Origin of the sequence: Paenibacillus sp. 2KB_20, assembly GCF_052115765.1 — a bacterium.
Classification (GTDB): domain Bacteria; phylum Bacillota; class Bacilli; order Paenibacillales; family Paenibacillaceae; genus Paenibacillus_AQ.
The window spans coordinates 25,650-46,705 of record NZ_JBFRHH010000002.1 but is presented as its reverse complement, the minus strand read 5'-3'; the positions used below and the strand labels follow the sequence as shown (position 1 = coordinate 46,705).

At 42.7% G+C, this 21,056-nt stretch carries 29 protein-coding genes, 1 tRNA gene and 3 pseudogenes; 21 read left to right on the top strand and 12 right to left on the bottom strand.

The genetic code is table 11. The features are described from left to right. Position 1: 1 nt before the first annotated feature. The 10 genes from AB4124_RS05990 (at position 2) to AB4124_RS05945 (ending at position 6,351) form a co-directional block, all read left to right on the top strand. On the top strand, positions 2-967 hold the full coding sequence (locus tag AB4124_RS05990; protein WP_441971719.1) for an XkdQ/YqbQ family protein: 966 nt from the start codon (positions 2-4) through the stop codon (positions 965-967). Between the two features lie 2 nt (positions 968-969). Next, on the top strand, positions 970-1,332 hold the full coding sequence (locus AB4124_RS05985) for a DUF2577 domain-containing protein (RefSeq protein WP_441971717.1): 363 nt from the start codon (positions 970-972) through the stop codon (positions 1,330-1,332). Continuing rightward, a complete protein-coding gene (locus tag AB4124_RS05980; RefSeq protein WP_441971715.1) occupies positions 1,329-1,730 on the top strand; it encodes a DUF2634 domain-containing protein in 402 nt (133 codons plus the stop codon). Before AB4124_RS05985 ends, AB4124_RS05980 begins: the two co-directional genes overlap by 4 nt. A 2-nt stretch (positions 1,731-1,732) precedes the next feature. Continuing rightward, positions 1,733-2,812 carry a baseplate J/gp47 family protein gene (locus AB4124_RS05975; protein ID WP_441971714.1) on the top strand — a complete coding sequence of 360 codons (1,080 nt, stop codon included), beginning with the start codon at positions 1,733-1,735 and terminating at the stop codon, positions 2,810-2,812. Next, entirely contained in the window at positions 2,805-3,392 is a 588-nt protein-coding gene (locus tag AB4124_RS05970) for a putative phage tail protein (RefSeq protein WP_441971712.1), read from the top strand. The genes AB4124_RS05975 and AB4124_RS05970 overlap by 8 nt, the downstream gene beginning before the upstream one ends. Further along, the gene (locus AB4124_RS05965; RefSeq protein WP_339295933.1) at positions 3,389-3,673 is read left to right on the top strand and encodes a ketopantoate hydroxymethyltransferase; all 285 of its coding nucleotides are present in this window, start codon (positions 3,389-3,391) and stop codon (positions 3,671-3,673) included. Before AB4124_RS05970 ends, AB4124_RS05965 begins: the two co-directional genes overlap by 4 nt. Positions 3,674-3,676: 3 nt before the next feature. Then, entirely contained in the window at positions 3,677-4,939 is a 1,263-nt protein-coding gene (locus AB4124_RS05960) for a hypothetical protein (protein WP_441971710.1), read from the top strand. After that, positions 4,939-5,208, top strand: coding sequence for a hypothetical protein (locus AB4124_RS05955; protein WP_441971708.1), 270 nt, complete (start codon positions 4,939-4,941; stop codon positions 5,206-5,208). The genes AB4124_RS05960 and AB4124_RS05955 overlap by 1 nt, the downstream gene beginning before the upstream one ends. A 64-nt stretch (positions 5,209-5,272) precedes the next feature. Beyond that, on the top strand, positions 5,273-5,734 hold the full coding sequence (locus AB4124_RS05950) for a phage holin family protein (protein WP_441971707.1): 462 nt from the start codon (positions 5,273-5,275) through the stop codon (positions 5,732-5,734). Beyond that, positions 5,731-6,351 carry a glycoside hydrolase family protein gene (locus tag AB4124_RS05945; protein WP_441971705.1) on the top strand — a complete coding sequence of 207 codons (621 nt, stop codon included), beginning with the start codon at positions 5,731-5,733 and terminating at the stop codon, positions 6,349-6,351. Before AB4124_RS05950 ends, AB4124_RS05945 begins: the two co-directional genes overlap by 4 nt. 156 nt (positions 6,352-6,507) lie before the next feature. Here the strand turns inward: AB4124_RS05945 and AB4124_RS05940 are convergent, their stop codons facing one another. From AB4124_RS05940 to AB4124_RS05925, 4 genes are all read right to left on the bottom strand, one after another. Next, the gene (locus AB4124_RS05940; protein ID WP_441971704.1) at positions 6,508-7,389 is read right to left on the bottom strand and encodes a DUF3037 domain-containing protein; all 882 of its coding nucleotides are present in this window, start codon (positions 7,387-7,389) and stop codon (positions 6,508-6,510) included. Between the two features lies 1 nt (position 7,390). After that, on the bottom strand, positions 7,391-8,212 hold the full coding sequence (locus AB4124_RS05935; RefSeq protein ID WP_441971702.1) for a HipA family kinase: 822 nt from the start codon (positions 8,210-8,212) through the stop codon (positions 7,391-7,393). Between the two features lie 915 nt (positions 8,213-9,127). Next, complete coding sequence (locus tag AB4124_RS05930) at positions 9,128-9,886, bottom strand: site-specific integrase (protein ID WP_430110776.1); 759 nt, start codon at positions 9,884-9,886, stop codon at positions 9,128-9,130. A gap of 194 nt (positions 9,887-10,080) precedes the next feature. Then, complete coding sequence (locus AB4124_RS05925) at positions 10,081-10,593, bottom strand: hypothetical protein (protein WP_441971700.1); 513 nt, start codon at positions 10,591-10,593, stop codon at positions 10,081-10,083. 110 nt (positions 10,594-10,703) lie between these two features. Between AB4124_RS05925 and AB4124_RS05920 the strand changes: the two are divergent. The 3 genes and pseudogenes from AB4124_RS05920 to AB4124_RS05910 all read left to right on the top strand — a co-directional run. Further along, positions 10,704-11,024: pseudogene (locus AB4124_RS05920) on the top strand (N-acetylmuramoyl-L-alanine amidase); the annotation flags it as partial. A 51-nt stretch (positions 11,025-11,075) separates the two neighbouring features. Further along, positions 11,076-11,234 (top strand): stalk domain-containing protein, encoded by a 159-nt coding sequence (locus AB4124_RS05915; RefSeq protein WP_441972477.1) that lies wholly within the window; start codon positions 11,076-11,078, stop codon positions 11,232-11,234. Between the two features lie 432 nt (positions 11,235-11,666). Beyond that, positions 11,667-11,774: a YjcZ family sporulation protein gene (locus tag AB4124_RS05910; RefSeq protein ID WP_430110786.1), complete on the top strand. Its 108-nt coding sequence runs from the start codon at positions 11,667-11,669 to the stop codon at positions 11,772-11,774. Positions 11,775-12,533: 759 nt separating this feature from the next. Here AB4124_RS05910 and AB4124_RS05905 read toward each other — a convergent pair. Continuing rightward, on the bottom strand, positions 12,534-12,935 hold the full coding sequence (locus AB4124_RS05905; protein ID WP_441971698.1) for a DUF4367 domain-containing protein: 402 nt from the start codon (positions 12,933-12,935) through the stop codon (positions 12,534-12,536). Positions 12,936-13,231: 296 nt separating this feature from the next. Here AB4124_RS05905 and AB4124_RS05900 point away from each other — a divergent pair, with 296 nt between their 5' ends. The 4 genes from AB4124_RS05900 (at position 13,232) to AB4124_RS05885 (ending at position 14,884) form a co-directional block, all read left to right on the top strand. Beyond that, positions 13,232-13,348: a stalk domain-containing protein gene (locus AB4124_RS05900; RefSeq protein WP_441971696.1), complete on the top strand. Its 117-nt coding sequence runs from the start codon at positions 13,232-13,234 to the stop codon at positions 13,346-13,348. 360 nt (positions 13,349-13,708) lie between these two features. Continuing rightward, the gene (locus AB4124_RS05895) at positions 13,709-13,822 is read left to right on the top strand and encodes a YjcZ family sporulation protein (protein ID WP_430110790.1); all 114 of its coding nucleotides are present in this window, start codon (positions 13,709-13,711) and stop codon (positions 13,820-13,822) included. A 550-nt stretch (positions 13,823-14,372) separates the two neighbouring features. Continuing rightward, entirely contained in the window at positions 14,373-14,489 is a 117-nt protein-coding gene (locus tag AB4124_RS05890) for a YjcZ family sporulation protein (RefSeq protein WP_430110792.1), read from the top strand. Positions 14,490-14,668: 179 nt separating this feature from the next. After that, positions 14,669-14,884: a hypothetical protein gene (locus tag AB4124_RS05885; RefSeq protein ID WP_441971693.1), complete on the top strand. Its 216-nt coding sequence runs from the start codon at positions 14,669-14,671 to the stop codon at positions 14,882-14,884. On the opposite strand, the gene AB4124_RS05880 is transcribed toward AB4124_RS05885, so the two are convergent. Continuing rightward, positions 14,881-15,042, bottom strand: a complete 162-nt coding sequence (locus tag AB4124_RS05880) for a hypothetical protein (RefSeq protein ID WP_430110794.1) — start codon at positions 15,040-15,042, stop codon at positions 14,881-14,883. The two genes, AB4124_RS05885 and AB4124_RS05880, sit on opposite strands and share 4 nt — an antisense overlap. Positions 15,043-15,210: 168 nt before the next feature. Further along, positions 15,211-15,444: pseudogene (locus AB4124_RS05875) on the bottom strand (ATP-dependent DNA ligase); the annotation flags it as partial. Between the two features lie 200 nt (positions 15,445-15,644). Between AB4124_RS05875 and AB4124_RS05870 the strand changes: the two are divergent. Next, a tRNA-Thr gene (locus tag AB4124_RS05870) sits at positions 15,645-15,720 on the top strand. 91 nt (positions 15,721-15,811) lie between these two features. Here AB4124_RS05870 and AB4124_RS05865 read toward each other — a convergent pair. Both AB4124_RS05865 and AB4124_RS05860 read right to left on the bottom strand, forming a co-directional pair. After that, complete coding sequence (locus AB4124_RS05865) at positions 15,812-15,934, bottom strand: tyrosine-type recombinase/integrase (RefSeq protein ID WP_441972475.1); 123 nt, start codon at positions 15,932-15,934, stop codon at positions 15,812-15,814. After that, positions 15,889-16,563 carry a tyrosine-type recombinase/integrase gene (locus AB4124_RS05860; RefSeq protein ID WP_441971691.1) on the bottom strand — a complete coding sequence of 225 codons (675 nt, stop codon included), beginning with the start codon at positions 16,561-16,563 and terminating at the stop codon, positions 15,889-15,891. The genes AB4124_RS05865 and AB4124_RS05860 overlap by 46 nt, the downstream gene beginning before the upstream one ends. Positions 16,564-16,684: 121 nt before the next feature. Here AB4124_RS05860 and AB4124_RS05855 point away from each other — a divergent pair, with 121 nt between their 5' ends. Further along, positions 16,685-16,795 carry a YjcZ family sporulation protein gene (locus AB4124_RS05855; protein WP_379410644.1) on the top strand — a complete coding sequence of 37 codons (111 nt, stop codon included), beginning with the start codon at positions 16,685-16,687 and terminating at the stop codon, positions 16,793-16,795. A gap of 69 nt (positions 16,796-16,864) precedes the next feature. Here the strand turns inward: AB4124_RS05855 and AB4124_RS05850 are convergent, their stop codons facing one another. Continuing rightward, positions 16,865-17,638, bottom strand: a complete 774-nt coding sequence (locus AB4124_RS05850) for an ATP-dependent DNA ligase (protein ID WP_441972473.1) — start codon at positions 17,636-17,638, stop codon at positions 16,865-16,867. A 261-nt stretch (positions 17,639-17,899) separates the two neighbouring features. Between AB4124_RS05850 and AB4124_RS05845 the strand changes: the two genes are divergently transcribed. Continuing rightward, positions 17,900-18,961: a DUF4183 domain-containing protein gene (locus AB4124_RS05845; RefSeq protein WP_441971689.1), complete on the top strand. Its 1,062-nt coding sequence runs from the start codon at positions 17,900-17,902 to the stop codon at positions 18,959-18,961. 129 nt (positions 18,962-19,090) lie between these two features. Next, positions 19,091-19,375 (top strand): DUF4183 domain-containing protein, encoded by a 285-nt coding sequence (locus AB4124_RS05840; RefSeq protein WP_076322235.1) that lies wholly within the window; start codon positions 19,091-19,093, stop codon positions 19,373-19,375. A gap of 545 nt (positions 19,376-19,920) precedes the next feature. Here AB4124_RS05840 and AB4124_RS05835 read toward each other — a convergent pair. Beyond that, positions 19,921-20,055: pseudogene (locus AB4124_RS05835) on the bottom strand (tyrosine-type recombinase/integrase); the annotation flags it as partial. 316 nt (positions 20,056-20,371) lie between these two features. Next, entirely contained in the window at positions 20,372-20,917 is a 546-nt protein-coding gene (locus AB4124_RS05830) for a cupin domain-containing protein (RefSeq protein ID WP_441971687.1), read from the bottom strand. Between the last annotated feature and the right edge of the window lie 139 nt (positions 20,918-21,056).

The window sequence follows — 21,056 nt, the reverse complement described above, 5'->3', positions numbered from 1 at the left end:
AATGAAAATCGTGATCGATAACAAGGATGGGAACGTCTGGGACGTATCGAATGTGGTTAAGGATATCCGATATTCTACGTCCCGGATCGGGAAGGCCTCTTCATTGGAGTTTACCCTGGTTGATAGCGGCATTTACCAGGATAAGAAATTCAATTATCAAAACGGGGATATCGTTCAGTTTACCGACGGAACAAACAAAGTGTTCATGGGCTACATCTTCAAATTCGAGATGAGCAGGAACGGAGAGGCGAAGATACTGGCCTATGATCAGCTTCGCTACCTGAACGCGAATCATACTTATGTGCTGACAAACGTGACCGCGACCCAGATCATCCAGCGGATCGCCAAAGACTTCAACCTGAAGACCGGAAAGCTAGCCGATACTAAGTACAAGATCCCAAACTTCCTGCAGGATGATCAAACCCTGATGGATATGGTCTGTTGGGCCTTGGATACAACGCTGATCAAGTACAGCACTAACTTCGTTTTTTACGATGACTTCGGGCAGCTGACTTTAGAAAACATTACACAGATGAAGTACGGCTTTGTCATAGGAGAAGGCAGCCTGATGACAGACTTCACCTATTCGAAATCCATCGACGAAGATACCTATAACCATATCGTGTTGTATCGGGATAACGAGAAGTCTGGTAAACGGGAAACCTTTAAGATCGAGGACAGCAGCCGCATTAAAAAATGGGGGAAGCTTCAGCTGTATCAAAGCGTTAACGAGGACATGAACAAGGCTCAAATAAATGACCTATTGACCCGCTTGATCACGGCCAAGAACCGGGAAACAAGGAAGCTGAAAATCGAGGCGGTTGGTGACTTCCGGCTGCGTGCTGGAATGTACGTCAATATTCAGATTCAGCGCTTCGGGATAAATAAATTCTTTTTGGTTGATGAATGCACACACAGCGTATCTGGTTCAGTCCATACGATGTCGCTGGATTTAAGGATGGTGTAAGAATGCTGGACATCATAAAAAAAGCGGCCTTGGATGCGGTAAATACCGGTAATCCTGTCGCCGTACAAATAGGAACAGTGGAAGCGATAAGCCCCTTGGAGATTAGCCTAGATCAAAGGCTAACACTCTCGGAGGCTTTTTTAATTGTACCGGAATCCTTGACACGCTACGAGATCGATCTACATCACACACATGAATACACGGATGACACCGGCACCGGATCTAGCACGAAGATAACCGAGCCCTCTCTCCCGGTGAAGCCCATCGTCATACGCAAGGGACTAACCGTGGGTGACGCAGTGATCATGCTCCGGGTGCAGGGCGGGCAGAAGTATTTAGTGCTGGATAAGGCGGTGAGTGAATGATACCTCAAAGCGATGTAGAAATGACCGAAGAGGAATTGGAGCCGGTCCCGTTACCAAGCAGAACCTACAGTTTCGATTGGAACAATGGCAGGGTTAGCAGCCGCAAAGTGGATGGGATAGAGGCAGTTAAGCAGACGGTGTTTAAGATCCTTTCGACCCGGCGTTTTGAACATCTCATATACAGCGGTGACTACGGGAATGAGATGGATTTAAGCGCCGTTCGTGGCCGCGCGGTGTTTGAATCCGAGGTAGAACGTTGGGTTCGGGAAGCTTTAACACAGGATGACCGGATATCGGCTGTTACAGGATTCCGCTTCAATTACCAGCTAGACACCGCTTTGGTCCAATTCACCGTTGAAACCGAGTTCGGGGCTTATCAAGAGGAACGGGAGGTGTAACCATGTACGAGCATCAAACATACGAAGCCATTTTAGAACGAATGCTGGACCGGGTGCCGGAGGGAATCGACAAGCGGGAAGGTAGCATTATTTATGACGCTTTGGCTCCGGCAGCCGCCGAGCTGGCACAAGTCTATATGGAGCTGGATTTTAATTATGCCTTGTCCTATGCGGATACGGCTACCGGCGAGGACTTGGCCCGAAGAACAGCGGAGTTTGGCGTCAACCGGGAGCCAGCAACAAAAGCAAGGTGCGAGGGGAGATTCTACAACGCTGCAAATCAATTGTTTGACATTCCAGTTGGCAGCCGGTTTGCCATAGAGGATATCAACTATGTTGCAATATCCAAAATTCGTACAGGGGTTTTTTTGCTGGAGTGCGAAACGGCGGGCGTGGTGGGGAATCAGAAGTTCGGTGCCATGCTACCGGTAGACTACATTAATGGCCTTTCTCGGGCGGTCCTTGAAGAGATTCTTGTACCCGGTGCAGATGAGGAAAGCGACGAAGATTTAAGGGCTAGATACTATCAAACGGTTAACGAACCAGATTTCGGCGGGAACGTCTCGGATTATAGGAAAACAATTAACGGGCTGGATGGTGTCGGAGCGACGAAGGTATCCCCGGTTTGGAAGGGAGGCGGCACCGTCAAATGCACGATCATTGGAGCGGATTGGAAAACACCGTCCTCTGTGCTGCTGGAACAAGCACAGACTACAGTTGATCCTATCGTTAATAGCGGGCTGGGATACGGCACAGCACCTATTGGGCATCGGGTGACGATTACAGGGGTAACAACATCCCTTATCGACATTGTTACTACCGTTACCCTTGAGCCAGGTACGAGTCAGGGGCAGGTGCAGGGACCCATAGAAGAAGTCATTACGGATTATCTGATGGGTCAACGGAAAAGCTGGGCGACTCAAGATCAAATTATCATCCGGGTAGCTCTAATAGAGGCGGCCATCTTGACTGTGCCGGGTGTAATCGACATTGCCAACACGACCTTAAACGGTGCAGCCGCGAACGTCATCTTGGGAGAAGAGGAAATCCCGGGTATAGGGACGGTGACGGTTCATGTCTGATCGCATTTTGCCATATCTCCCGGAGTATTATCAGGAATTTCTTGAATTCAAGGAGCTGGACCAAACCGAAGATATAGAGCTGGATCAACTGGAAACGGCCGTTCAGCAGCTATTCGATGACCAATTTGTTATGCGGGCAAGCCTTCAGGCGATTAAACGGCGGGAGCTGATGTTGGGTATTCAGGCCAATCCTACGACCGAGACGATAGACTTCCGACGTCAAAGGATTCTGAACCGATACCAAACTAAGCCCCCGTTCACCGTTCGATGGTTACAAGAGCAGCTTGATAGACTTGTGGGCCAAGGGATGACCATTGTATCCGTGGACGTGGATAACTTCATCCTGTACGTGACGACAAACATCGAGAATGCCAACGTGTTCAGGGAAGTTCAACACACCATACAAACGATCAAGCCCGCCAACATGGTCTATCAACAAAACACTTCCTTAAATGATGTGATTGACCTAAAAGAACGAATCGTTAAGCAGGATATCACATGGAATTATAAATTGGATGGGTCGTGGAAACTGGGAGAAAAACCATTTGCTACTTTAGGCACGGAGGTGTTAATTAAATGATCTCATCCCAAGTCTTAAACGATGTTGCTGAGTACGTCGATTCGAGAGTAAGCAAGGTGGTCCTTAACGGGACGTACGAGATTACAGATTTTGAAGTTAAGCAGGTAACCGGATCAATGATGGCCCTTAACTATATCGTGCCAGCAAGTAGCATTTCCTTGGTAACTCAAATAGATTTAACGGGTGAAGCAGGGGAGCTCATCTCTTCAAATCCTGTTTACTTGCCTGTTTCATCAGACACACTCATATTACAAACAATAGAGGTTAAGGAGGGGAACTAACTGATGGCAAAAACTGACTGGACCATTAAAGATAGTGTACTTCCCAAAGATATGAATCAGATCGGACAGGAGATCAATGACTTGGGAATGAGTGCTACGGTGTGGCTTGGGACTACGGAGGGGTCAAGCGCGGCATACACCGTAACAAGCAGTAAGGTGTCGAGTTTATTTGAGGGTTTGCGTGTGTCCTTCCGCGCTCATATAGCCAGCGGCTCAAACCCTACATTGCAAATTAACAGCCTTGGTGCAGTACCAATAAAAAAACCTAATGGTCGTGTGGCTAAACTTGATGCAAACGGAGTCTACACGCTTGTTTTCGATGGCACAGCTTTTATCTTACAGGGTGAAGGGGGTGAATACGGAACGGCTACAGCGGCCGACGTATTAGCACCTAAAACGATAGGGACAGAAAACGGGATAGTGACCGGAACAATTCCGAGAATTGACCGAGCGATAAAATTCGGAAGTTGGAAAAACCCGTCTGGAGGGAAAGTAGTAAACGCATATACCAATCAAGGCGACGGTTTCCCGGCTGGATACATTGATCCGAACAGCGAACTTACAATCGAAATATTTGATAATAATTTGGTGCCGGGGAATATCCGGGGCGGTACGACTGTGCTTGGTGTTCAAGGAGATACAAGGGTAGTGGATACGTGGACGACTAGCGCAGAAGCGGCAACAGCGGCGGACATATTGACCACTAAAAAGGCATTTGTGAATGGGGCGGCTATTGCCGGAACAATGCCTAACCGAAGCGCCGAAAACAACCATATGCCAGGACTTGCCAAAGATGTTTTCCCCGGAGATCGGTATTTCATTCAACCACCTCATGGCTACTACAACGGGCAAACGTGGGTAGCTGCAGCCGAACCGAATCTAACCGCAAATAACATTCGCGCCGGGGTTAGTGTTGGGGGCTTGGTAGGTACGTTAGTTGAGGGCAAGCCTTTTGCGTCAGGAAGCGCTATTGTGAAGGGACCTATGGAAATTGGTACGGAGCTCGGCGGGAGGCAAAACACCGCATATATAGAAGTTAACGGACTTGCCTTTGTTCCGAAAAGAATTGTTGTCCATAATGGTGCCTATGTTTCGGCGATACATGTCGCGGAGATTGGCATAACTGGAATTATACAAAATCATTGGAATCTCCTTTACGGAAATTATTTTGCACAGGTCTTCAGTGGCACATACTTTACAATTCCGGTGTCATCCAAAAATACCGCCATTATCGGTAGTACAGTGTATTGGGAGGTGTATGGCTAATGAATATAGGGGCTAAAATTTATTTTGATAAGAGTACGGGCGATGTAATAGAAAACACTGGTGAGCGCACCGGAGGTGTTGTTGAGACGACGCGCGAACAAGACTTCGAAGCATATACATCTTTATCCAAGCGCGTACCGGAAACGGTCGGAATGATACAACTTGAGTATGGGGCATATGAAAAAGACTACGATGCAGGCGGACGAATAACACGGGTTGACTTGGAGACTCTTAAACCGCTGTTTACCTATCCTGATCCGGCAAAATAAATATTATTGATGTTTTATGCCCACGGGTGGTCCGGGGGCTATTTAACTTGAGAGGATGAAGTGAATGGATAAGATTAAATCTTTTATTATCGCAGCCGGTGCCGCATTGGTACCGGCTTTTGATTTCTTGTATGGCGGGGGGGATGCGGTGGCCGCCATCATGGTTACTCTTCTGTTCTTCGTTATTATGGATTGGATTAGCGGAGTGAGAGCCGCAAAGAAAGACTTTACCTATGCAAGCCGCTACGGTTTGGATGGTGTTATTCGAACATTTTTTATTCTCTTACTTCCTGCAGGTGGTCATCTGCTTGATGTCGTGCTGTCGTTACCTGGCGTAATTTTTGGTGCCCTAGCATTTGGTACTTTATATCACATTGTACAAAGTATGACGGCTAACAGTATCCGAGCAGGATGGGGCGACTTTCTGCCGCTGCCGGTACTCAATGCAATTATCGAATGGGTCAAGAGTGAGCTGGACAAAAAGATTAAACGGGCCGAGTCAAGAAAGGAGCGTGATGTGCAGTGAGCCGTAAAATATCACAAGCAGGCGTCAAGCTTATTAAAGACTTTGAAGGATGTCGTTTAACAGCGTACAAGCCAGTGTCCACGGAAAAATACTGGACAATAGGCTGGGGGCATTACGGCCCTGACGTCAAGGTAGGCATGACCATTACACAAGCACAGGCTGACAGCATGCTGATTGCTGATCTTGCCAAATACGAGGCATACGTAAACAACGAGGCTTACGCCCCGGTGACGGCCAAACTGAACCAAAACCAATTTGATGCGCTAGTTTCGTTTTGCTACAACTGTGGTGCGGGGAACCTTAAAAAGCTTTGCGCCGGCCGGACAATCGAACAGATCGCACAAAACATCACGGCATATAACAAAGCAGGTGGCAAAGTGCTGAACGGTCTGGTACGCAGACGTCAAGCTGAGTTGGAACTATTTAATCAGTCGGGTAAGGAGGCCGAGCCTGTGAGCGACAAGGTTAATGTCATTGTGAACGGGAAAAAGATCAAAGACGGTAAGCTCGAAAACGGTGTAACCTATGTCCCTCTGCGGGCTGTTGGTGAGGCGCTTGGTGCAAAGATTGGATGGGATAAGGGTACCAAGACAGCCACGCTCGACATGAAGGTATAAATCAATTTTGAGTGGCAATATCATAATGAGTAATGTTTCTCCCTGATGAACATTACTCATTTCCACTTACTATGAGGGTAAAGATGGAGAAAGAACCCCGCGGCTTCGGCTTGCGGGGTTCTTTTAGTTTCAAGACGTTATTGATTTTTTAAGGAATTAGGAATGTGTTGTTTCAGACTCCTTACTAATCGATGACTCAGCCTCGCTCGAAATTTTATCAGCAAAGCTTATAATTTCTTCTTGTTTCTTTCCTTCGATCGTCATTGTTAATTCTTTTAAAATCTTGATTGCTGTTGTCGTATTTTTATTTGACGATTCCCCTGTGTAAATGAAAGTGATTAAGTCTAAATCCTCACGATCGACACCAAACAATTTTCTCTGTCTGCTTCTTGACATTAATTTTTCGAAATTATAGATCCATTCCTTTGCTATCGTTGGTGCTTGGGCGCTGCCCTTAGGGGTATAGTCAAAGGAAAATGTCTTGATTATCTTATATCTATCTTTCGCTTTGTAAGCATAATCTAATTGAATCTCTTGTGGTCCTATATCTACCAATATGTTACGATCTACATTCTTGAAGGAGTCTTTCGTTCTTAAGATTCTATTCATTAATATTTTTACTTCATCCTCAGTAATTCTCGAGCGCTTTTTTCCTTCAAAATATACATATGTTCTAAACAAATCAGATAAGTCTTGTTCATAATTTTCGGTGCTAATCAAGTAAGTTGGAGAAAATTGAATTTGATTTGCATAATAAAAAGTATTTTTTTCGATGAAATTAATATCATCCAAATCTTCATCGGATGGTCCTGAAATGGTGCTTTTTACGAAACTCTCTTTGATTCCTTCCAGCACTACCTTGAAAAAGTTAACATCGATTTCATCATCAAAGGCATGAACTCTTTTGAAATTTTTTGTGAATTTCACATCAATGTATCTTAATTCTGGTGAGTGAAAAATCATTCCGATGTTAATAAATTCTTCGCGTATTTCATCCGGAACATATCTTATTATAGAGTATTTAAATAGGTAACTCATTTCAGACCCCTCCTTTCCAATTCGGCATGTGTGGTTTAAGTAATGGCAATACCTCTTCAATTCGCTCTTTGCGATCTACAAGGTATTTGTGTAAGGCCATTTTATCCTCTTCAAGTAGCATCCATTCTGAGGGTACACTGTTTATAATATGCCAAATGTGTTCAGATGTCATACATTTTAATTTATCTAAAATGGATTTAAAAGGGCTAAAACCTGTGACATATGGAATCAATCTCCTGTATATAAATCCCGATGGGTTGATTATTCTGAATGGTTCTCCAATCCGAATATTCAACTGTTGCGATTCCCAGATTGTTCCTAAATCAAACACATGTGTGTGATCAAGAATAATTATCATCTTCTCGTTCATATCAAATAACAGGTTCCCACCATTACTATCTCTGTCGTTATTGCATATAAAAAGGTCGAAAATAAACAATTCAGAAAGTACATGAATATTTTTAGCATAATCAAGCATTGCACCTAACGACCCAGAATCCTCAATGGGTAATGCTTTCTTGATTTTTCTCGTACCAAAGTGTATTCCTGGTTTAATCTCCTCGCCAACATAACCACTTAACTTTTCTCCATACAAGTCGTGGAAATCATCACTGGTCTTTATTAATACTGGTTTCGGCACGGGGAGGCTAAGGTGGGTCGCTAATTCTGAACAAATATATTCATTTATAACCGCTTTAATTCCTTGTGGATTTTGCTGGAACTTAACTGCGTAAGTATCACCATCGTCACAAACAATATAATATGGCCGTGTAGAACCGATTTTAATGGGTGTTGCAATTCTACTGGCTTTAACTAATTCCATGTAGTTGCCTCCGAGAATTAAATGGTAAGAAGCACTACAAGATTATACCAGAGTCTTAGGTATCGATTAAGTCTTTTTTTACCAGTATTGCATCATGCTACAAGCATTAAACATAAAAACATCGTATATATAGGAAAGAATCCTTGTTTTGATCAGTCATATCCTTATAATATAACACGAACGTACGTTTGCCAAGAAAGGATGATAAATATCATGCTGCCCGATCCTGAGCGTAAACTACTTCGAATATTGATCAATTACCCGAGCCCATTACATAAAAGTCGTATGCCTGATTTTAAACGGTTAGAGGTGATGACTGGACGGAGGCGACCGGATTTACTGAGAGGGCTCCAATACTTGGAGGACGAAGGATTTATAGTATGGCCGGATAAGTCCATGACAGACGGGATCCAGATCATCAAGACAGAGGTTCTGGAGAAGTCACCGCCTAGGAAGGGTAACATAGACTACTGGACAAAATACTGAAGACAACTCAAAGCCTGTCGGCGTTATGCTGGCAGGTCTTTTAAGTTTCTATATAATCCCATTCAATGATATACTGAAAGTAGAGGAAGTTTAGGCATGAATTAAAAAAAGACGGAACAGTAGAAGCTGATTCAGCCACTCAATTCCGTCTTTTTTTGCAAACAAAATTGCAAACGCGCTTACATTAATTTAAGTGAATCTAAGTTAACTTATAGTTTGACTAAGGATGCAAAAACCCTTGATTCATAAGGATTTTTGTTCTTAGGTGCACTTACGGAAATCCAGTTCTACAAACTCGTAATGCGTAGGTCGGGGGTTCAATTCCCTTCACCAGCATCTTTATAAAGTCAATAATGGCGCGGTTTTCCGGCATTCGGGAACCGGGCCATTTTTGTTATTTATTTTGTTCTTCTACCATTTTTCTACCCTTTAGTCTGATGAAATGTTATTTTCACCGTCGATAGGATCACTTTTGTTCTCGATCAAAGCGTCAAATTCCTTGCCGAGTATAGAATCGCCAATATTATTCAGGACAGCTTCCTGAAGGTTGGGGAGAACATGTGAATATGTATCTAGGGTAACATTAATTGAACTATGACCGAGTCTCTCCTGGACAATTTTAGGGTGGATGCCGGCCTTCAACAGTAGTGTAGCGTGCGTATGTCTGAGATCATGGAATCGAATACGCGGGAAGTCAGGAACTTCCTTTTGGATCCTCTCGATGAGACGGTAGAAATTACGCATTAGATTACGAGGACTTACTGGAGTTCCAGCGCTGGTTTGAATAACCAACCCCGAATCTTTATAGAGTTTATTATTACATCTTTCATATTCCTGTTTATCTAAGTGATCTCTGAGAAGTTCTACAGTGTTGGCGAAAAGTGCGATCGATCGTACGCTACTATCATTTTTGGTATCGTCAAAGTCGTGACCTTTTTCTGCAAGAGTGTAAGCTTGGCGGACGGAAACCATTTTCCTTGAAAGGTCGGTATCTACCCTGCGTACGGCTAGGATTTCACTTTGCCTCATGCCCGTTGATGCAGCCAATTCGAAGGCCGTGTAATACTGGTCAGTCTTTGCTGCATCAAGGAACAACTTCAGCTGCTGCTCGTTCCAAACTTCAAATTTTTTCTTTTTTCCTTGGGGAAGGTTTACGTATTGAGCGACATTCTGTATACCAAGCCCCAAATAACTGCTCGATTAAGTGCATCCAAGATGATGACATGTACTTTTTTTATGGATCCTACTGCGAGCTTTGGAAGTAGGGTTTTATGATATAAGTCATGGAAGTGTTGAGGTTTTAGCTTCAGAAAATGTATAGTCTGATAATCCGCCTAAACAGGCGGATTTTTAATTTGTATCTGCACAACAAAAGAGCCTCATCAGATTTGATTCAACAGTGCCGTGGCAACAGCCGCGTTGGCTTGAGCTTGTACGCCAGCGCTAACGATACCACCAACCATTCCCCCAACCCGTGCCAAAGACCCCTTACCTTCAGTCATTCCGATGTCTAATGCCTTGCCAGAAATCGAAGCCATCACACGCGCCAGGGCTGGGTAGTTTTTGATTTGGGCTTCCACAGCTGCTTTTTGCGCTTCGGTTGTCTCCTTAAGATTGGTAATCTGAGCCTTAGCAGACTCGACCGAAGCCGTGATCATGTTCCTCTCAACACCGATCTGATCTTCAACATACCCGATGTTTTCAATCCGGAGCCGGCCTTCTTTGTCCATATGCGCTTGCAAGCCAGGATATTGTTTCGCGAGTGTATTGGTGACTGTAACAAGCTCTTGTTTCTGAGCTTCATCCAGCTTTTGAACCCCATTGAGTTCTTTGTAGCGTTTCAGCGTTTTCTCCATTTCGAGAATCTTGCTATTCTTCGCAGCAACGTCTTGCAATTACGGTGTCCTTGGGCGTAAAGAAGCGTCTGGAATCCGAATATGAGGGCGTACAGGCTCTTCTGACACGTAGCAGGGATGTATTCTATGAGCTGTAAGATAGGACGACTGTCGCCAACAAAGCCAGTATGGATCTTCTCGTTTCCATCCATTGTAACGCCGGAGGTGGCGCTGGTGGCTTCGAGTCTTTCCGGTATACCAATGCTTCAGCTGCCTCACGGTCCCTACAAAATGTGCTCCACACCGAGCTCATGGCAGCCTTGAAGCCGTTTGGTGTAATCGATCGCGGCCAGAAAGCGGCGAACCTGCACATGTGCCGTGAATCTAAAATGCCGGCAGTCTTGACCGAGAACCTGTTTATCGATGTGGCAACACATGCAGCAAAGCTTAAGCGGCAAGAGGTCATTGACAGTTTGATTTTCGGGCATGTCGCTGGGATCGCGAAATACTGGGGATTGAAGAAGAAGGAGGCTGTAACTACTGTGAGCGATAAGGTGACTGTTATTGTGGATGGAAAGACGATCAAGGATGGAAAGCTTGAAGGGGGTACGGTCTATGTTCCGCTTCGGGCCGTTGGAGAAGCGATAGGGGCTAAGATCGGATGGGATAACCAGACAAAGACGGCTAAACTGGATACGTAAGGGTGAATCAGCCAAAGGAGATAACGCACATTGGCGACCCTTTGGCTTACATGCTGACTGGGTCTTTTTTTTAATTTATATGGACATTAGCCTTGTCAATAGTCAAGAACCTGAATACCTTATGGCATAACCCTAATAAAGGAGGAAACGTCTTGAGTGAAGTAAGACACGGTCATCATTGTCATCACGGTTACCATAATCCAGTTGGAGCAATATTGGTTCTATTTATCCTTTTGGTTATAATAACTAGTGCTTTCTGTGGTTGGATATAATTTCTCGCCAAGATGACTTGATTTATGGATGGTTTCACACAGAAAAAGAACTTCGTTAGCTTAGGCTGGCGAGGTTTTTTTTTGTTAAAGCATATTGGCCCTGACATTGCATGAGATTTTGAATATTTTATATTGATAACGTAGAAAAGGAGGAGACCTCATGGGCGAAGTTGGTTACGATGGAGGATACGGCGGTAAAAACTCAGTCGGAGCGGTTCTTGTTCTCTTTATCTTGTTGGTTATCATTTTAGGTTCTTTCTGGGTTTAATTTCTCCAGTTTAAGCAAAGACCCTACCTGCAATTAGGTGGGGTTTCTTCACATGAATAAAATGTTGATTTTTTGCTATTTGATTTGTTCTTGAATGTAAGAAGGAGAATATAATAAACAAGGAATGTACTCACCGATAAGAGGACATTCTCCACCTTTTTGCACTCCGCTGGCATAGGCTGGCGGGGGAATTTCATCTTTGTGCTACATTCCCCTAGTCTCACATAAATAAGACGTTGAATAATATGCCGCATAGCTCCTAACACACGTGGCAAGGTTTGGTTACGGAGAAGCTAAATTTTCAAACTGAGCCTGTGTTAGCAGTGTCATCAATGTAAGTATTCTTCCGACTTAAGGCTAAGTGGTTTCTGTTCCCTGGACTACCCTCAAGTTGAGCCGGACGCGTCATCTGATTATGTGAGTGGGCAAAAATTTACTCCGTTGGTAGAAACCAGCGGGGTCTTTTTTTGCACATATTCTATTGTACTGGAATAAACTGCTTTAGAGATCGTGCATTCCTCCTTTTTGCATAGAACTCAATATTGGAACCGTTGCTTCCGTTGAGGAAAATCCCCTTAGCTTAGGCTGGTGGGGGTTTTAATTGTTCTACTAGCAGAGTAGACTGATTATTAATTAAACGGAAGTTATTTACAACATATCTCAATTGACTTTAATCGTCTTAATACCAACAGTAACACTGTGGTGTAATCCGATGGCATCGGTAATAGACCCCGCTGGCTTGGCGGGGTCCTTTTGTTTTCACTTGATTGTTTCAGCGATTCTAATCATCTCTCTTACAGTTAATTGATCACTATTCATTTCATAATAAACCTCTCCTCTAATCCACCTAATCATCCATCCAGCGTCCCTGCTAATCCATGCATCATAATAATAAGTGGTATTTTTAACTATAGTAGTCTTTGTACTGGTCGTAGAGTGTATTGGCTTTTTGTTTTCTTGTGAAATACTCATTATATAATCGCCTTTTGGGTTTAGGTATATTAAGACAACAGAGTTCTCGAATGATTTTTGATGCCATTTCCATTCTTTTGGAATATCAGGAAACTTGGGTTGTATTTTGAAAGGTGTTTGCTTCGATTCGAGTTCGGTTATCTTTGGTGCTGCACAATCTACACTGTAATCAGCAAAAATCATTATCATACATATGACTCACATGCTTTATTTCATCTAATGGCACCCAGACTGGCCCATAAACACTCCGCATCTTTAAGCGATCTGTACAAGAATCTGGTATACCTTGTAATACTGCGCCATCAATAAGGTATATCGTCACGCTTTGCTTCTTCTGTATGGCTATTTTTAGTTCTTTATCCCACATTTGATTGATCACTCACCCATGACTAAAGTAATGATGTCAGTATATCAATGGGGGGTGAAATTTACTATAATGCATTTGGGCATAAGTAGATTTAATCTGAAAAATACCCCATTCCCTTATGATGTTAGTAAATGGGGTTACCTATGTACCTCTTCGGGCTGTTGGTGAGGCGTTTGGTGCAAAGATTGGGTGGGATAAGGCTACCAAGACAGCCACACTCGTCACGAAGGTATAAATCATTGTTGAACGGCTATACTCATATTGAGTGATGTATCCCCAATTCACTCCCTCTATATGGCTTAATCGCTGGCTGGGTTTTGTTTATCTTTATTACGCGTCTTCATCCAATCAAATAGTGACCGTGTTTGTTCCAGTGTGTAAAAATTCTTGAAGAATTCAATACTGATTGCCATGTCGGACATATCCAAATATTCTTGAAGTAAATCCTCTGTAACATAAAAACAAAATTCTCCATATACGTTACCAGCTGGCATAGGCTGACGGGGTTTTTTTTTGTCCTTAAGTACATACGCCTTGTCATCTAAATGAGAAATTGAATATCTTATGACCATACCGCAGAAAAGGAGGAAAACACATGAGTGAGGTTGGAAATTACGGTGGATACGGTGGTCATGGTTCAATTGGGGCAGTATTGGTTCTGTTTATCTTGTTGGTGATAATTGTTAGTGCTTTCTGTGGTTGGGTATAACAAACTCGTCAAGGCTTTTTTGCACGTTTTTTAATGTCATGAAATAAACTATCAGAAGAGTCTTGCACTCATCCTCTGCATGAACTCTGCTTCCGGAAACCTTTTCTATGTGTGGGAGAGCCCCCCCGCTGACTAATACTGGCAGGGGGCTCTTTATATTTGAAGGCTGATGATCAAACGTTCATATTATTAATTGAAGGATCTGAGCTCGTGTTTAACCAGCTAATGCATACATTACAGTGTGAAAGAACTGGCAGGGTTCTTTTTTTTTTGCATTTGTGTTTTTCCTCAGAATCTTGATCAGACAGGATTGCCTGAATGGAACATAATGTGACGACATACCGATACATGTACATAGGGAGCGAGTAGTCATACCTCGATGCTTCCTGACTCGCTGAAATAAATCCTGCGCTTCTTTTAGTCAGAAATTAAGAAGACTCTACCGTATATGTGCTGGTAGAGCATCTTTAAAATTTTTTTCTCATATGCCTTAGTCAACAAATAAGAAACCGAATACCATATGACATACCAAAAAAAAGGAGGGAAAAACATGAGTGAAGTTGGCTATGAGTATGGAAAAGGCGGATACGGTGGTTTTCATTCAATTGGTGCAATCCTGGTCCTTTTTATCTTACTGGTGATAATCACTAAATCCTTCTGGGTATAATACTTCCAGCATAACAAAGACCCTACCTGTATAATGCTGGTGGGGTCTTTTCACATGAAAGAGATAATTTGTTAATTGTTCATTTGGGATGTAGAGGCACATACTAATAAAATTTATCATACATTAAGAAAGTATAACGGTAAGGGATTAAGTCTATATACAACGAAAGGAAGTGATGTATGTATTCTTTAATTAAAAATTTCGAATTAATGAATGTAGACTCAGAAGCTCGAATAATAATCGCTGATCTGAAGGAAATAAAACAGAAAAGTGAGGTCTACACAGATAAAATAGCAGAAGAAATTACCGGAAAAGTTGTGACAATTACCGGTAATTACTCACGGATATTCATTGATTTAAAACGTGAAAATGATGGTGCTAATACAGGGTATTAGATGATGACTTCTTCATTCTCCCCTGTGGTCAAATCATCATAAGCAATATAAAGTCCAATAGCGGAAGCAATTACTACCAATATAGCTGCAATAAATGCCAATTGTTTTACTGTTGCTTTATTCGATCTCACACCATATCTCTTAGCTGATTGGCTCAATAATACCAACCTCCTATTTAGCACCGATACAATAGGATATGATTTAGAAATCAAAATGTTGTTAGGTATATAAGCATTAAAACGGATAGAATCTAGAGTGTCTTTTTAACAACACAAGTTAAGCCCTACTGATCACTTATCAGTAGGGCTTTATCTATACTGAAAAACCTAAACAATAAACTCTGTAAACACTGGACTCCGTAGCATTCCCGATCTCGTCCAATTACACATCTTCACACGCGCTCTAATTCGCGGCTCAACGTAGACGAAATTGCGATCCTCTCCGGTAATTAACGGCTTTACAACGTTATAAAAAGCCTTCTTATGCGTAGGATTTGCGCCTGGCTCGATAATACCGGCTGGGCGCATTCTTGCGTTGTCTAGCGCAGGCACGGCCGCCAGTTTTCAACAGGAATATATGCGAAATTAGCAACACCATCGTTATGCTCACTGCTAGCCATTAAGTAAGTCAAAAAGGAGCAGTTCTCTCTCAACAACTGCTCCGTTTATATAAATTCAACTATTTTGAGTGATCCTTTCTTAAAAAGATTCCGTAATCAAGAATTATTTGTATAGTCTTTGGACCAATGTTCTTCTTTTCTCGTGCAATTTGAGATTCATCGAACAGCATACAACGCACTCGTAATGCGTAGGTCGGGGGTTCAATTCCCTTCACCAGCATCTTTACAAAGTCAATAATGGCGCGGTTTTCCGAGTTTTTTCAGAACCACGCCATTTTTGTTTAATAACCTACACTTCTAACATTCTTCTAACCTTTAGTCGAGTAAAGTGGATTTTTAGTCCAGCCTAGACGTTCCTGAACGATTTTATGGTGTATACCTGCTTTTAGAAGAAGTGTAGCGTGGGTATGGCGGAGATCGTGAAATCGAATCCTCGGAAATTCCGGGTGTTCCTTAATAATGCTGTCAAGAATGCTATAGTAATCCTCATGAGGTTTCGCGGTCCAAGAGGGGTACCCAAGCTTGTTTGTACGACTAAACCCGAATCTGTGTAGAATTTGTTTGTTTCTTTCTCTATCCGCTGTTTTTCAAAATGGTCATGAAGCATTTGTACAGTGTTAGCAAATAGAGCGATTGATCGAATGCGGCTATCATTTTTTGTATCATCAAAGTCATGTCCAACCTCAGCAATTGTATATGCCTGTCTTACAAATATGCTTCTGATGTTTAAGTCTGCATCAATACGTCTTAAAGCAAGGATCTCACTCTGCCTCATGCCGGTAGATGCCGCGAGCTCGAAAGCAACGTAATACTGATTATGAGCTGCTGTATCCAAGAAAATTTTTAGTTGTTTTTCATTCCACACTTCAAACTTTGCCTTTTTCCCTTGGGGAAGATCGACTGATCTTGCTACGTTTTGGACTATCTCACCCCAGGTCACGGCTCGATCTAAAGCGTCCATAATGATTACATGGGCCTTTTTAATGGATCCAACTGCTAATTTCGGTAACAGCGTTTTATGATAAAAATCGTGGAAGTGTTTTGGTTTTAATTTTGTCATCTGCACCTTTCACTAGCTTAAGCTAGTGGGGTTCTTTTTTGTCTCCAAGAAGTATATTCGCCCTGACATTCCATGAAATTTTGAATACTTTGTATCGTACTAAAAAAGGGGAGGGGACAACATGAGCGAAGTCGGTTATGAAAGAACTGGGGGATACGGAGTTAATAATTCAGTCGGGGCAATTCTTGTTCTCTTTATTTTGTTGGTGATCATTACAAGTGCCTTCGTATAAGACTCCCCGAATAACAAAGACACTACCTGCAAATCCTGGTGGGGTTCTTTCACATAAACGAAATTTTAATTAATAGTTGAGTTCCGTTAATACTGGCGTTCGCAACATCCCCGATTTGAACCAGTTTCTATATTTCACCCGCCCCTGGATCATCGGATTCAAATAAACGAATTTTTTATCCTCACCTGTGACAAGGAATTGACTCTTCGAATAAAACTCTTTCCTGGTTGCCTTTGTAACATATTCGACAATCCCAGCCGACCAAAGACCACCAGACTCATTCTGAACCGCGGCAAGTAATCCGAATTCGTTTTTTCGATACCCGGTTATGATCACGTTAGTATACGACCAATTAATAACCTTCTGCCAGGCTGGTGATCGGCTGCTTACATATAGACTATTCTTTCGTTTGCCGACCATCCCTTCAAGTTTTCGGTTCACCATCTGTTCAAATAAAGCTTCGCCTGCGCCTTCCACGAAGGGAATGACGCCAAATTGCTGATTTGGCATTTTTATGCCGGCAAGGATCTCTTTGCGCTGCAGCAGTGGCATCTTCCGAAGGTCTTGCCCTTTGTATTGCAATATGCCGAACACAACAAACGTAACTGGAGAAGATATGGTCAGCTGCTTGATGCATTGGTCCTTACTTGCTTTAAACCGGACCATAACTTCCTCAAAGTCCACGCCGTCGGGACCGGCACATGCTACTTCACCATCCAGAAGGATGTCATCATCAAACGGAACCAAGAGTTCAGGGTATTGTTGTGTACATTCCGTCTCATGACAAGTATAAAGCCGGATCCGGCCGGACTGTTGGGAAAACAGGAGCCTGTGCCCGTCAATCTTTGGTTATAATTATAACGTTCAAGGATATGCTGATCAGGCGGTAAGTTATGTCATAACAGATAGCGGCGCTGATTTTTGGGCTCAATACTTAAGTATAACGAAATAGGATATCCCTAAATAAAACGCCTATTTTTTATCTGGAATGGTTCCGGTTTGTTTGATACAAGTTATTCGTCCACCCCCATGGTGTGCATTTGACATATAGATATGACTATACACACAGTTATAAAGTCTAAGAGAAGGTGGCGAAAATGAAGGGTGGCAGCTGAACGAAAGTACAAATGTTTAAAGGCAAAAAGAAAGTACAAATGTTTAAAGGCAAAAAGAAAATACAAATGTACCAAAAGAATTAAAAAAACAGTTTTTCTTAAGAAACTCCTTTGTAAAAGGTGCATATCAAAGTGGTGTTTATTAAATAGAAGAAAGCAAAATCTTCAAGCTCTAATTAACCAGAAAGCCTTACAAGCTGCAATACAGGAAGCTAAATCCAAAATGAAAGCTGAGTTAGCTAAATTGTGTGAAATGCAGAAATCCCTAAGCCAGCCAGGTATTCAAGGGATTTCAGGTCCGCCAGGGCAACAAGGACCACAAGGAGAAAGAGGGTTGGATGGATCACAAGGTCCTCAAGGACCGTCAGGGCAACAAGGACCACAAGGAGAAAGAGGGCTTGATGGATCACAAGGTCCTCAAGGACCGCCAGGGCAACAAGGACCACAAGGAGAAAGAGGGCTTGATGGATCACAGGGTCCTCAAGGACCGCCAGGGCAACAAGGACCACAAGGAGAAAGAGGGCTTGATGGATCACAAGGTCCTCAAGGACCGCCAGGGCAACAAGGACCACAAGGAGAAAGAGGGCTTGATGGATCACAAGGTCCTCAAGGACTGCCAGGGCAACAAGGACCACAAGGAGAAAGAGGGCTTGATGGATCACAAGGTCCTCAAGGACCACAAGGAGAAAGAGGGCTTGATGGCCCACAAGGACCACAAGGCCCTCCTGGAGAAGTAGTCATTCCTGAAGTTACTGTCACTACTGCAATTAACCGTTATTTTTATGAACCAGAAACAGATCTGGATCTAACTATGTCAGCTATGATTCCAGCCGGTCAATTCACGAACGATATGGGAGCCCCCGTGGTGGAATTCTCGGCCCTTGGCCCAAACAGCTTTAACAATCTTTATATAAATGGAATTCTTCAGCTCAGTAACTCGTACGATGTAAATTCGCTCAGCTTATTTTTTCCAGCCCAAAGTAGCACAATCTATGCAGGTACTCCGATCGTTTTAGAAACAGTAGAGTTAACGGCTAATGTTATTGTCTAACAATTTTTGGTAGTATGCCTGCACAATCCCTGAACTCTTGCATTAAATGTATAAGAGGATCAGGCATGCTTTCAAAGATTTCAGCTTGAGTTTCAGCATGATCCTCAACAAAGAAGGGAGGCGATGAAAATGCCAATAGTACCACCGTATCAAAACAGTAGAAGATTCACTTCTACAGTTGGTGCTGGAACGGGAACAGGAGCAACATTCGCAATTGCAGCCACAGCGTTTACTAATGATGCAGGAACAGCTGCCACGGTATTTCCGAGTACGTTCAACTATTACAACCTTTATGTGAATGGTATAATGCAAACGGCTGATGTTTCTTCTGTTACAACAACGACGATTACCATCCCTGGCGGCGATGCGTTAGATCCCGGAACACCTCTTGTAGTTCAATTCGTTGTCTCTTAAATGTTGGTATATTTGCTCTTATCCAAAAGCCCTGCTCTGTTTTTAAAGGAGCAGGGCTTTTTCTAAATTCAAAAGGGGATGATCTTCCCAGATAGTGCTTTCTGAAACAAAATGCACTATTACATTGTGGCTGTTCGATGAGTATGAAGGTAGAGAAAAGCAATGGATAAAGATTGATGAAATTGTTTCTGCTCACTAGAAAATTGCCCGCTAGCATTTAGCTGACGGGCCTCAGTCTTCTAACAGAACTTCTAACAGAACTTCTAACAAATCTTCTAACGGCCAAGAAATACTTCAAGAACCTTAAACGGATCTAGGCTTATAAAAACCAATAACTAAAAGGCTTCCGGAACCCAGTAGAACCTTACCGAAATCTACAGTGTCGCACTCGTAATGCGTAGGTCGGGGGTTCAATTCCCTTCACCAGCATCTTTACAAAGTCAATAATGGCGCGGTTTTCCGAGTTTTTTCGGAACCGCGCCATTTTTGTTTAATAACCTACACTTCTAACATTCTTCTAACCTTTAGTCGAGTAAAGTGGGTTTTTAGTCCTCGATTTGGTTCCCTAAGATTGAGTCACCGATTGTATTAAGAACAGCTTCTTGTAAGTTGGGTAGTACGTGGGAATACGTATCTAAGGTTACATTAATAGAAGAATGGCCTAGATGTTCCTGAACGATATCAGTTTTATACTCATCAGCTTCGGAGAGCATTCAGCTTGATTCAGGATGACGACTCGAGGAAAGCTGTAGACTATAGATATATGTAAGGTTATTCATATAAAGAGACGATGCTGTTCTTTCGGCATGGTCTGAGTGACAGCACTATTCGTCGGAAGATAGCTGAGAGCACAGAGAGCATGGCCAACACGCTTAAGCTCATGGGGTTCTTTGATCAAGATAATGTGGAATTTTGAAAGGGGAAATACAGCGGCTAACTGAGATGTCAGAACCCCAGTTTGCCGCTGTTTTAATTTTAAAGGTTCTATCCTTTATTTTACCTAGCAGACATGGCATCTGCTTTGGTTTCTTGAACCGTGCCATATGGATGCTCTGGAGGAGCATAGATCACATATACTTTTAGTGGTACATTCCCCATATTGGTCACATTGTGCCATTTTCCAGCCGGTATCATGATTGCATAGTCATCATAGGCCATTTCTTGAAAATCCAAGTTATCTTTACTATCACCCATTTGAACAAGTCCTTTACCTTGTTCAATTCGTATGAATTGATCAGTTGTAGGATGAACTTCTAAACCAATGTCATCTCCAACATTAATGCTCATTAGTGTCACTTGAAAGTGCTTTCCTGTCCATAAGGCGGTTCGGTAAGTATTGTTTTGTTTAGCTGCTTGATCAATATTCAACACAAGAGGCCTTTGTCCATAATCAGTTAATTTCATATTTTCATCATAACGATGCCAATTGTTATTGTTCCAACTCGAATAACTAAAATTCAAATTATCGCTCCAAGGTTGGTTATTCCAGTAGTTATGCGCAGGATTATACCCTTGGTAAGGGTGGCATGGATAACGGTACATATTCAATCTCCTCTTCATGGTTTCGTAATTTTCTATCTATCCTATGCAGTAGCCTATATAGAGGAGACAACAATGGGCTGGAGCCTATGGCTTATAACAATATTATCGACCGTTTTTTGGAAATGATATTTTTTCCTTT

Coding starts and splice junctions, on each gene's coding strand:
- AB4124_RS05955 (WP_441971708.1), top strand. CDS start 4,939: ATGAATATAGGGGCTAAAATTTATTTTGATAAGAGTACGGGCGATGTA.
- AB4124_RS05935 (WP_441971702.1), bottom strand. CDS start 8,212: ATGGAATTAGTTAAAGCCAGTAGAATTGCAACACCCATTAAAATCGGT.
- AB4124_RS05840 (WP_076322235.1), top strand. CDS start 19,091: ATGCCAATAGTACCACCGTATCAAAACAGTAGAAGATTCACTTCTACA.
- AB4124_RS05970 (WP_441971712.1), top strand. CDS start 2,805: ATGTCTGATCGCATTTTGCCATATCTCCCGGAGTATTATCAGGAATTT.
- AB4124_RS05860 (WP_441971691.1), bottom strand. CDS start 16,563: ATGACAAAATTAAAACCAAAACACTTCCACGATTTTTATCATAAAACG.
- AB4124_RS05965 (WP_339295933.1), top strand. CDS start 3,389: ATGATCTCATCCCAAGTCTTAAACGATGTTGCTGAGTACGTCGATTCG.
- AB4124_RS05905 (WP_441971698.1), bottom strand. CDS start 12,935: ATGATAATGATTTTTGCTGATTACAGTGTAGATTGTGCAGCACCAAAG.
- AB4124_RS05885 (WP_441971693.1), top strand. CDS start 14,669: ATGTATTCTTTAATTAAAAATTTCGAATTAATGAATGTAGACTCAGAA.
- AB4124_RS05890 (WP_430110792.1), top strand. CDS start 14,373: ATGAGTGAAGTTGGCTATGAGTATGGAAAAGGCGGATACGGTGGTTTT.
- AB4124_RS05940 (WP_441971704.1), bottom strand. CDS start 7,389: ATGAGTTACCTATTTAAATACTCTATAATAAGATATGTTCCGGATGAA.
- AB4124_RS05985 (WP_441971717.1), top strand. CDS start 970: ATGCTGGACATCATAAAAAAAGCGGCCTTGGATGCGGTAAATACCGGT.
- AB4124_RS05950 (WP_441971707.1), top strand. CDS start 5,273: ATGGATAAGATTAAATCTTTTATTATCGCAGCCGGTGCCGCATTGGTA.
- AB4124_RS05990 (WP_441971719.1), top strand. CDS start 2: ATGAAAATCGTGATCGATAACAAGGATGGGAACGTCTGGGACGTATCG.
- AB4124_RS05895 (WP_430110790.1), top strand. CDS start 13,709: ATGAGTGAGGTTGGAAATTACGGTGGATACGGTGGTCATGGTTCAATT.
- AB4124_RS05975 (WP_441971714.1), top strand. CDS start 1,733: ATGTACGAGCATCAAACATACGAAGCCATTTTAGAACGAATGCTGGAC.
- AB4124_RS05910 (WP_430110786.1), top strand. CDS start 11,667: ATGGGCGAAGTTGGTTACGATGGAGGATACGGCGGTAAAAACTCAGTC.
- AB4124_RS05900 (WP_441971696.1), top strand. CDS start 13,232: ATGATGTTAGTAAATGGGGTTACCTATGTACCTCTTCGGGCTGTTGGT.
- AB4124_RS05855 (WP_379410644.1), top strand. CDS start 16,685: ATGAGCGAAGTCGGTTATGAAAGAACTGGGGGATACGGAGTTAATAAT.
- AB4124_RS05830 (WP_441971687.1), bottom strand. CDS start 20,917: ATGTACCGTTATCCATGCCACCCTTACCAAGGGTATAATCCTGCGCAT.
- AB4124_RS05980 (WP_441971715.1), top strand. CDS start 1,329: ATGATACCTCAAAGCGATGTAGAAATGACCGAAGAGGAATTGGAGCCG.
- AB4124_RS05960 (WP_441971710.1), top strand. CDS start 3,677: ATGGCAAAAACTGACTGGACCATTAAAGATAGTGTACTTCCCAAAGAT.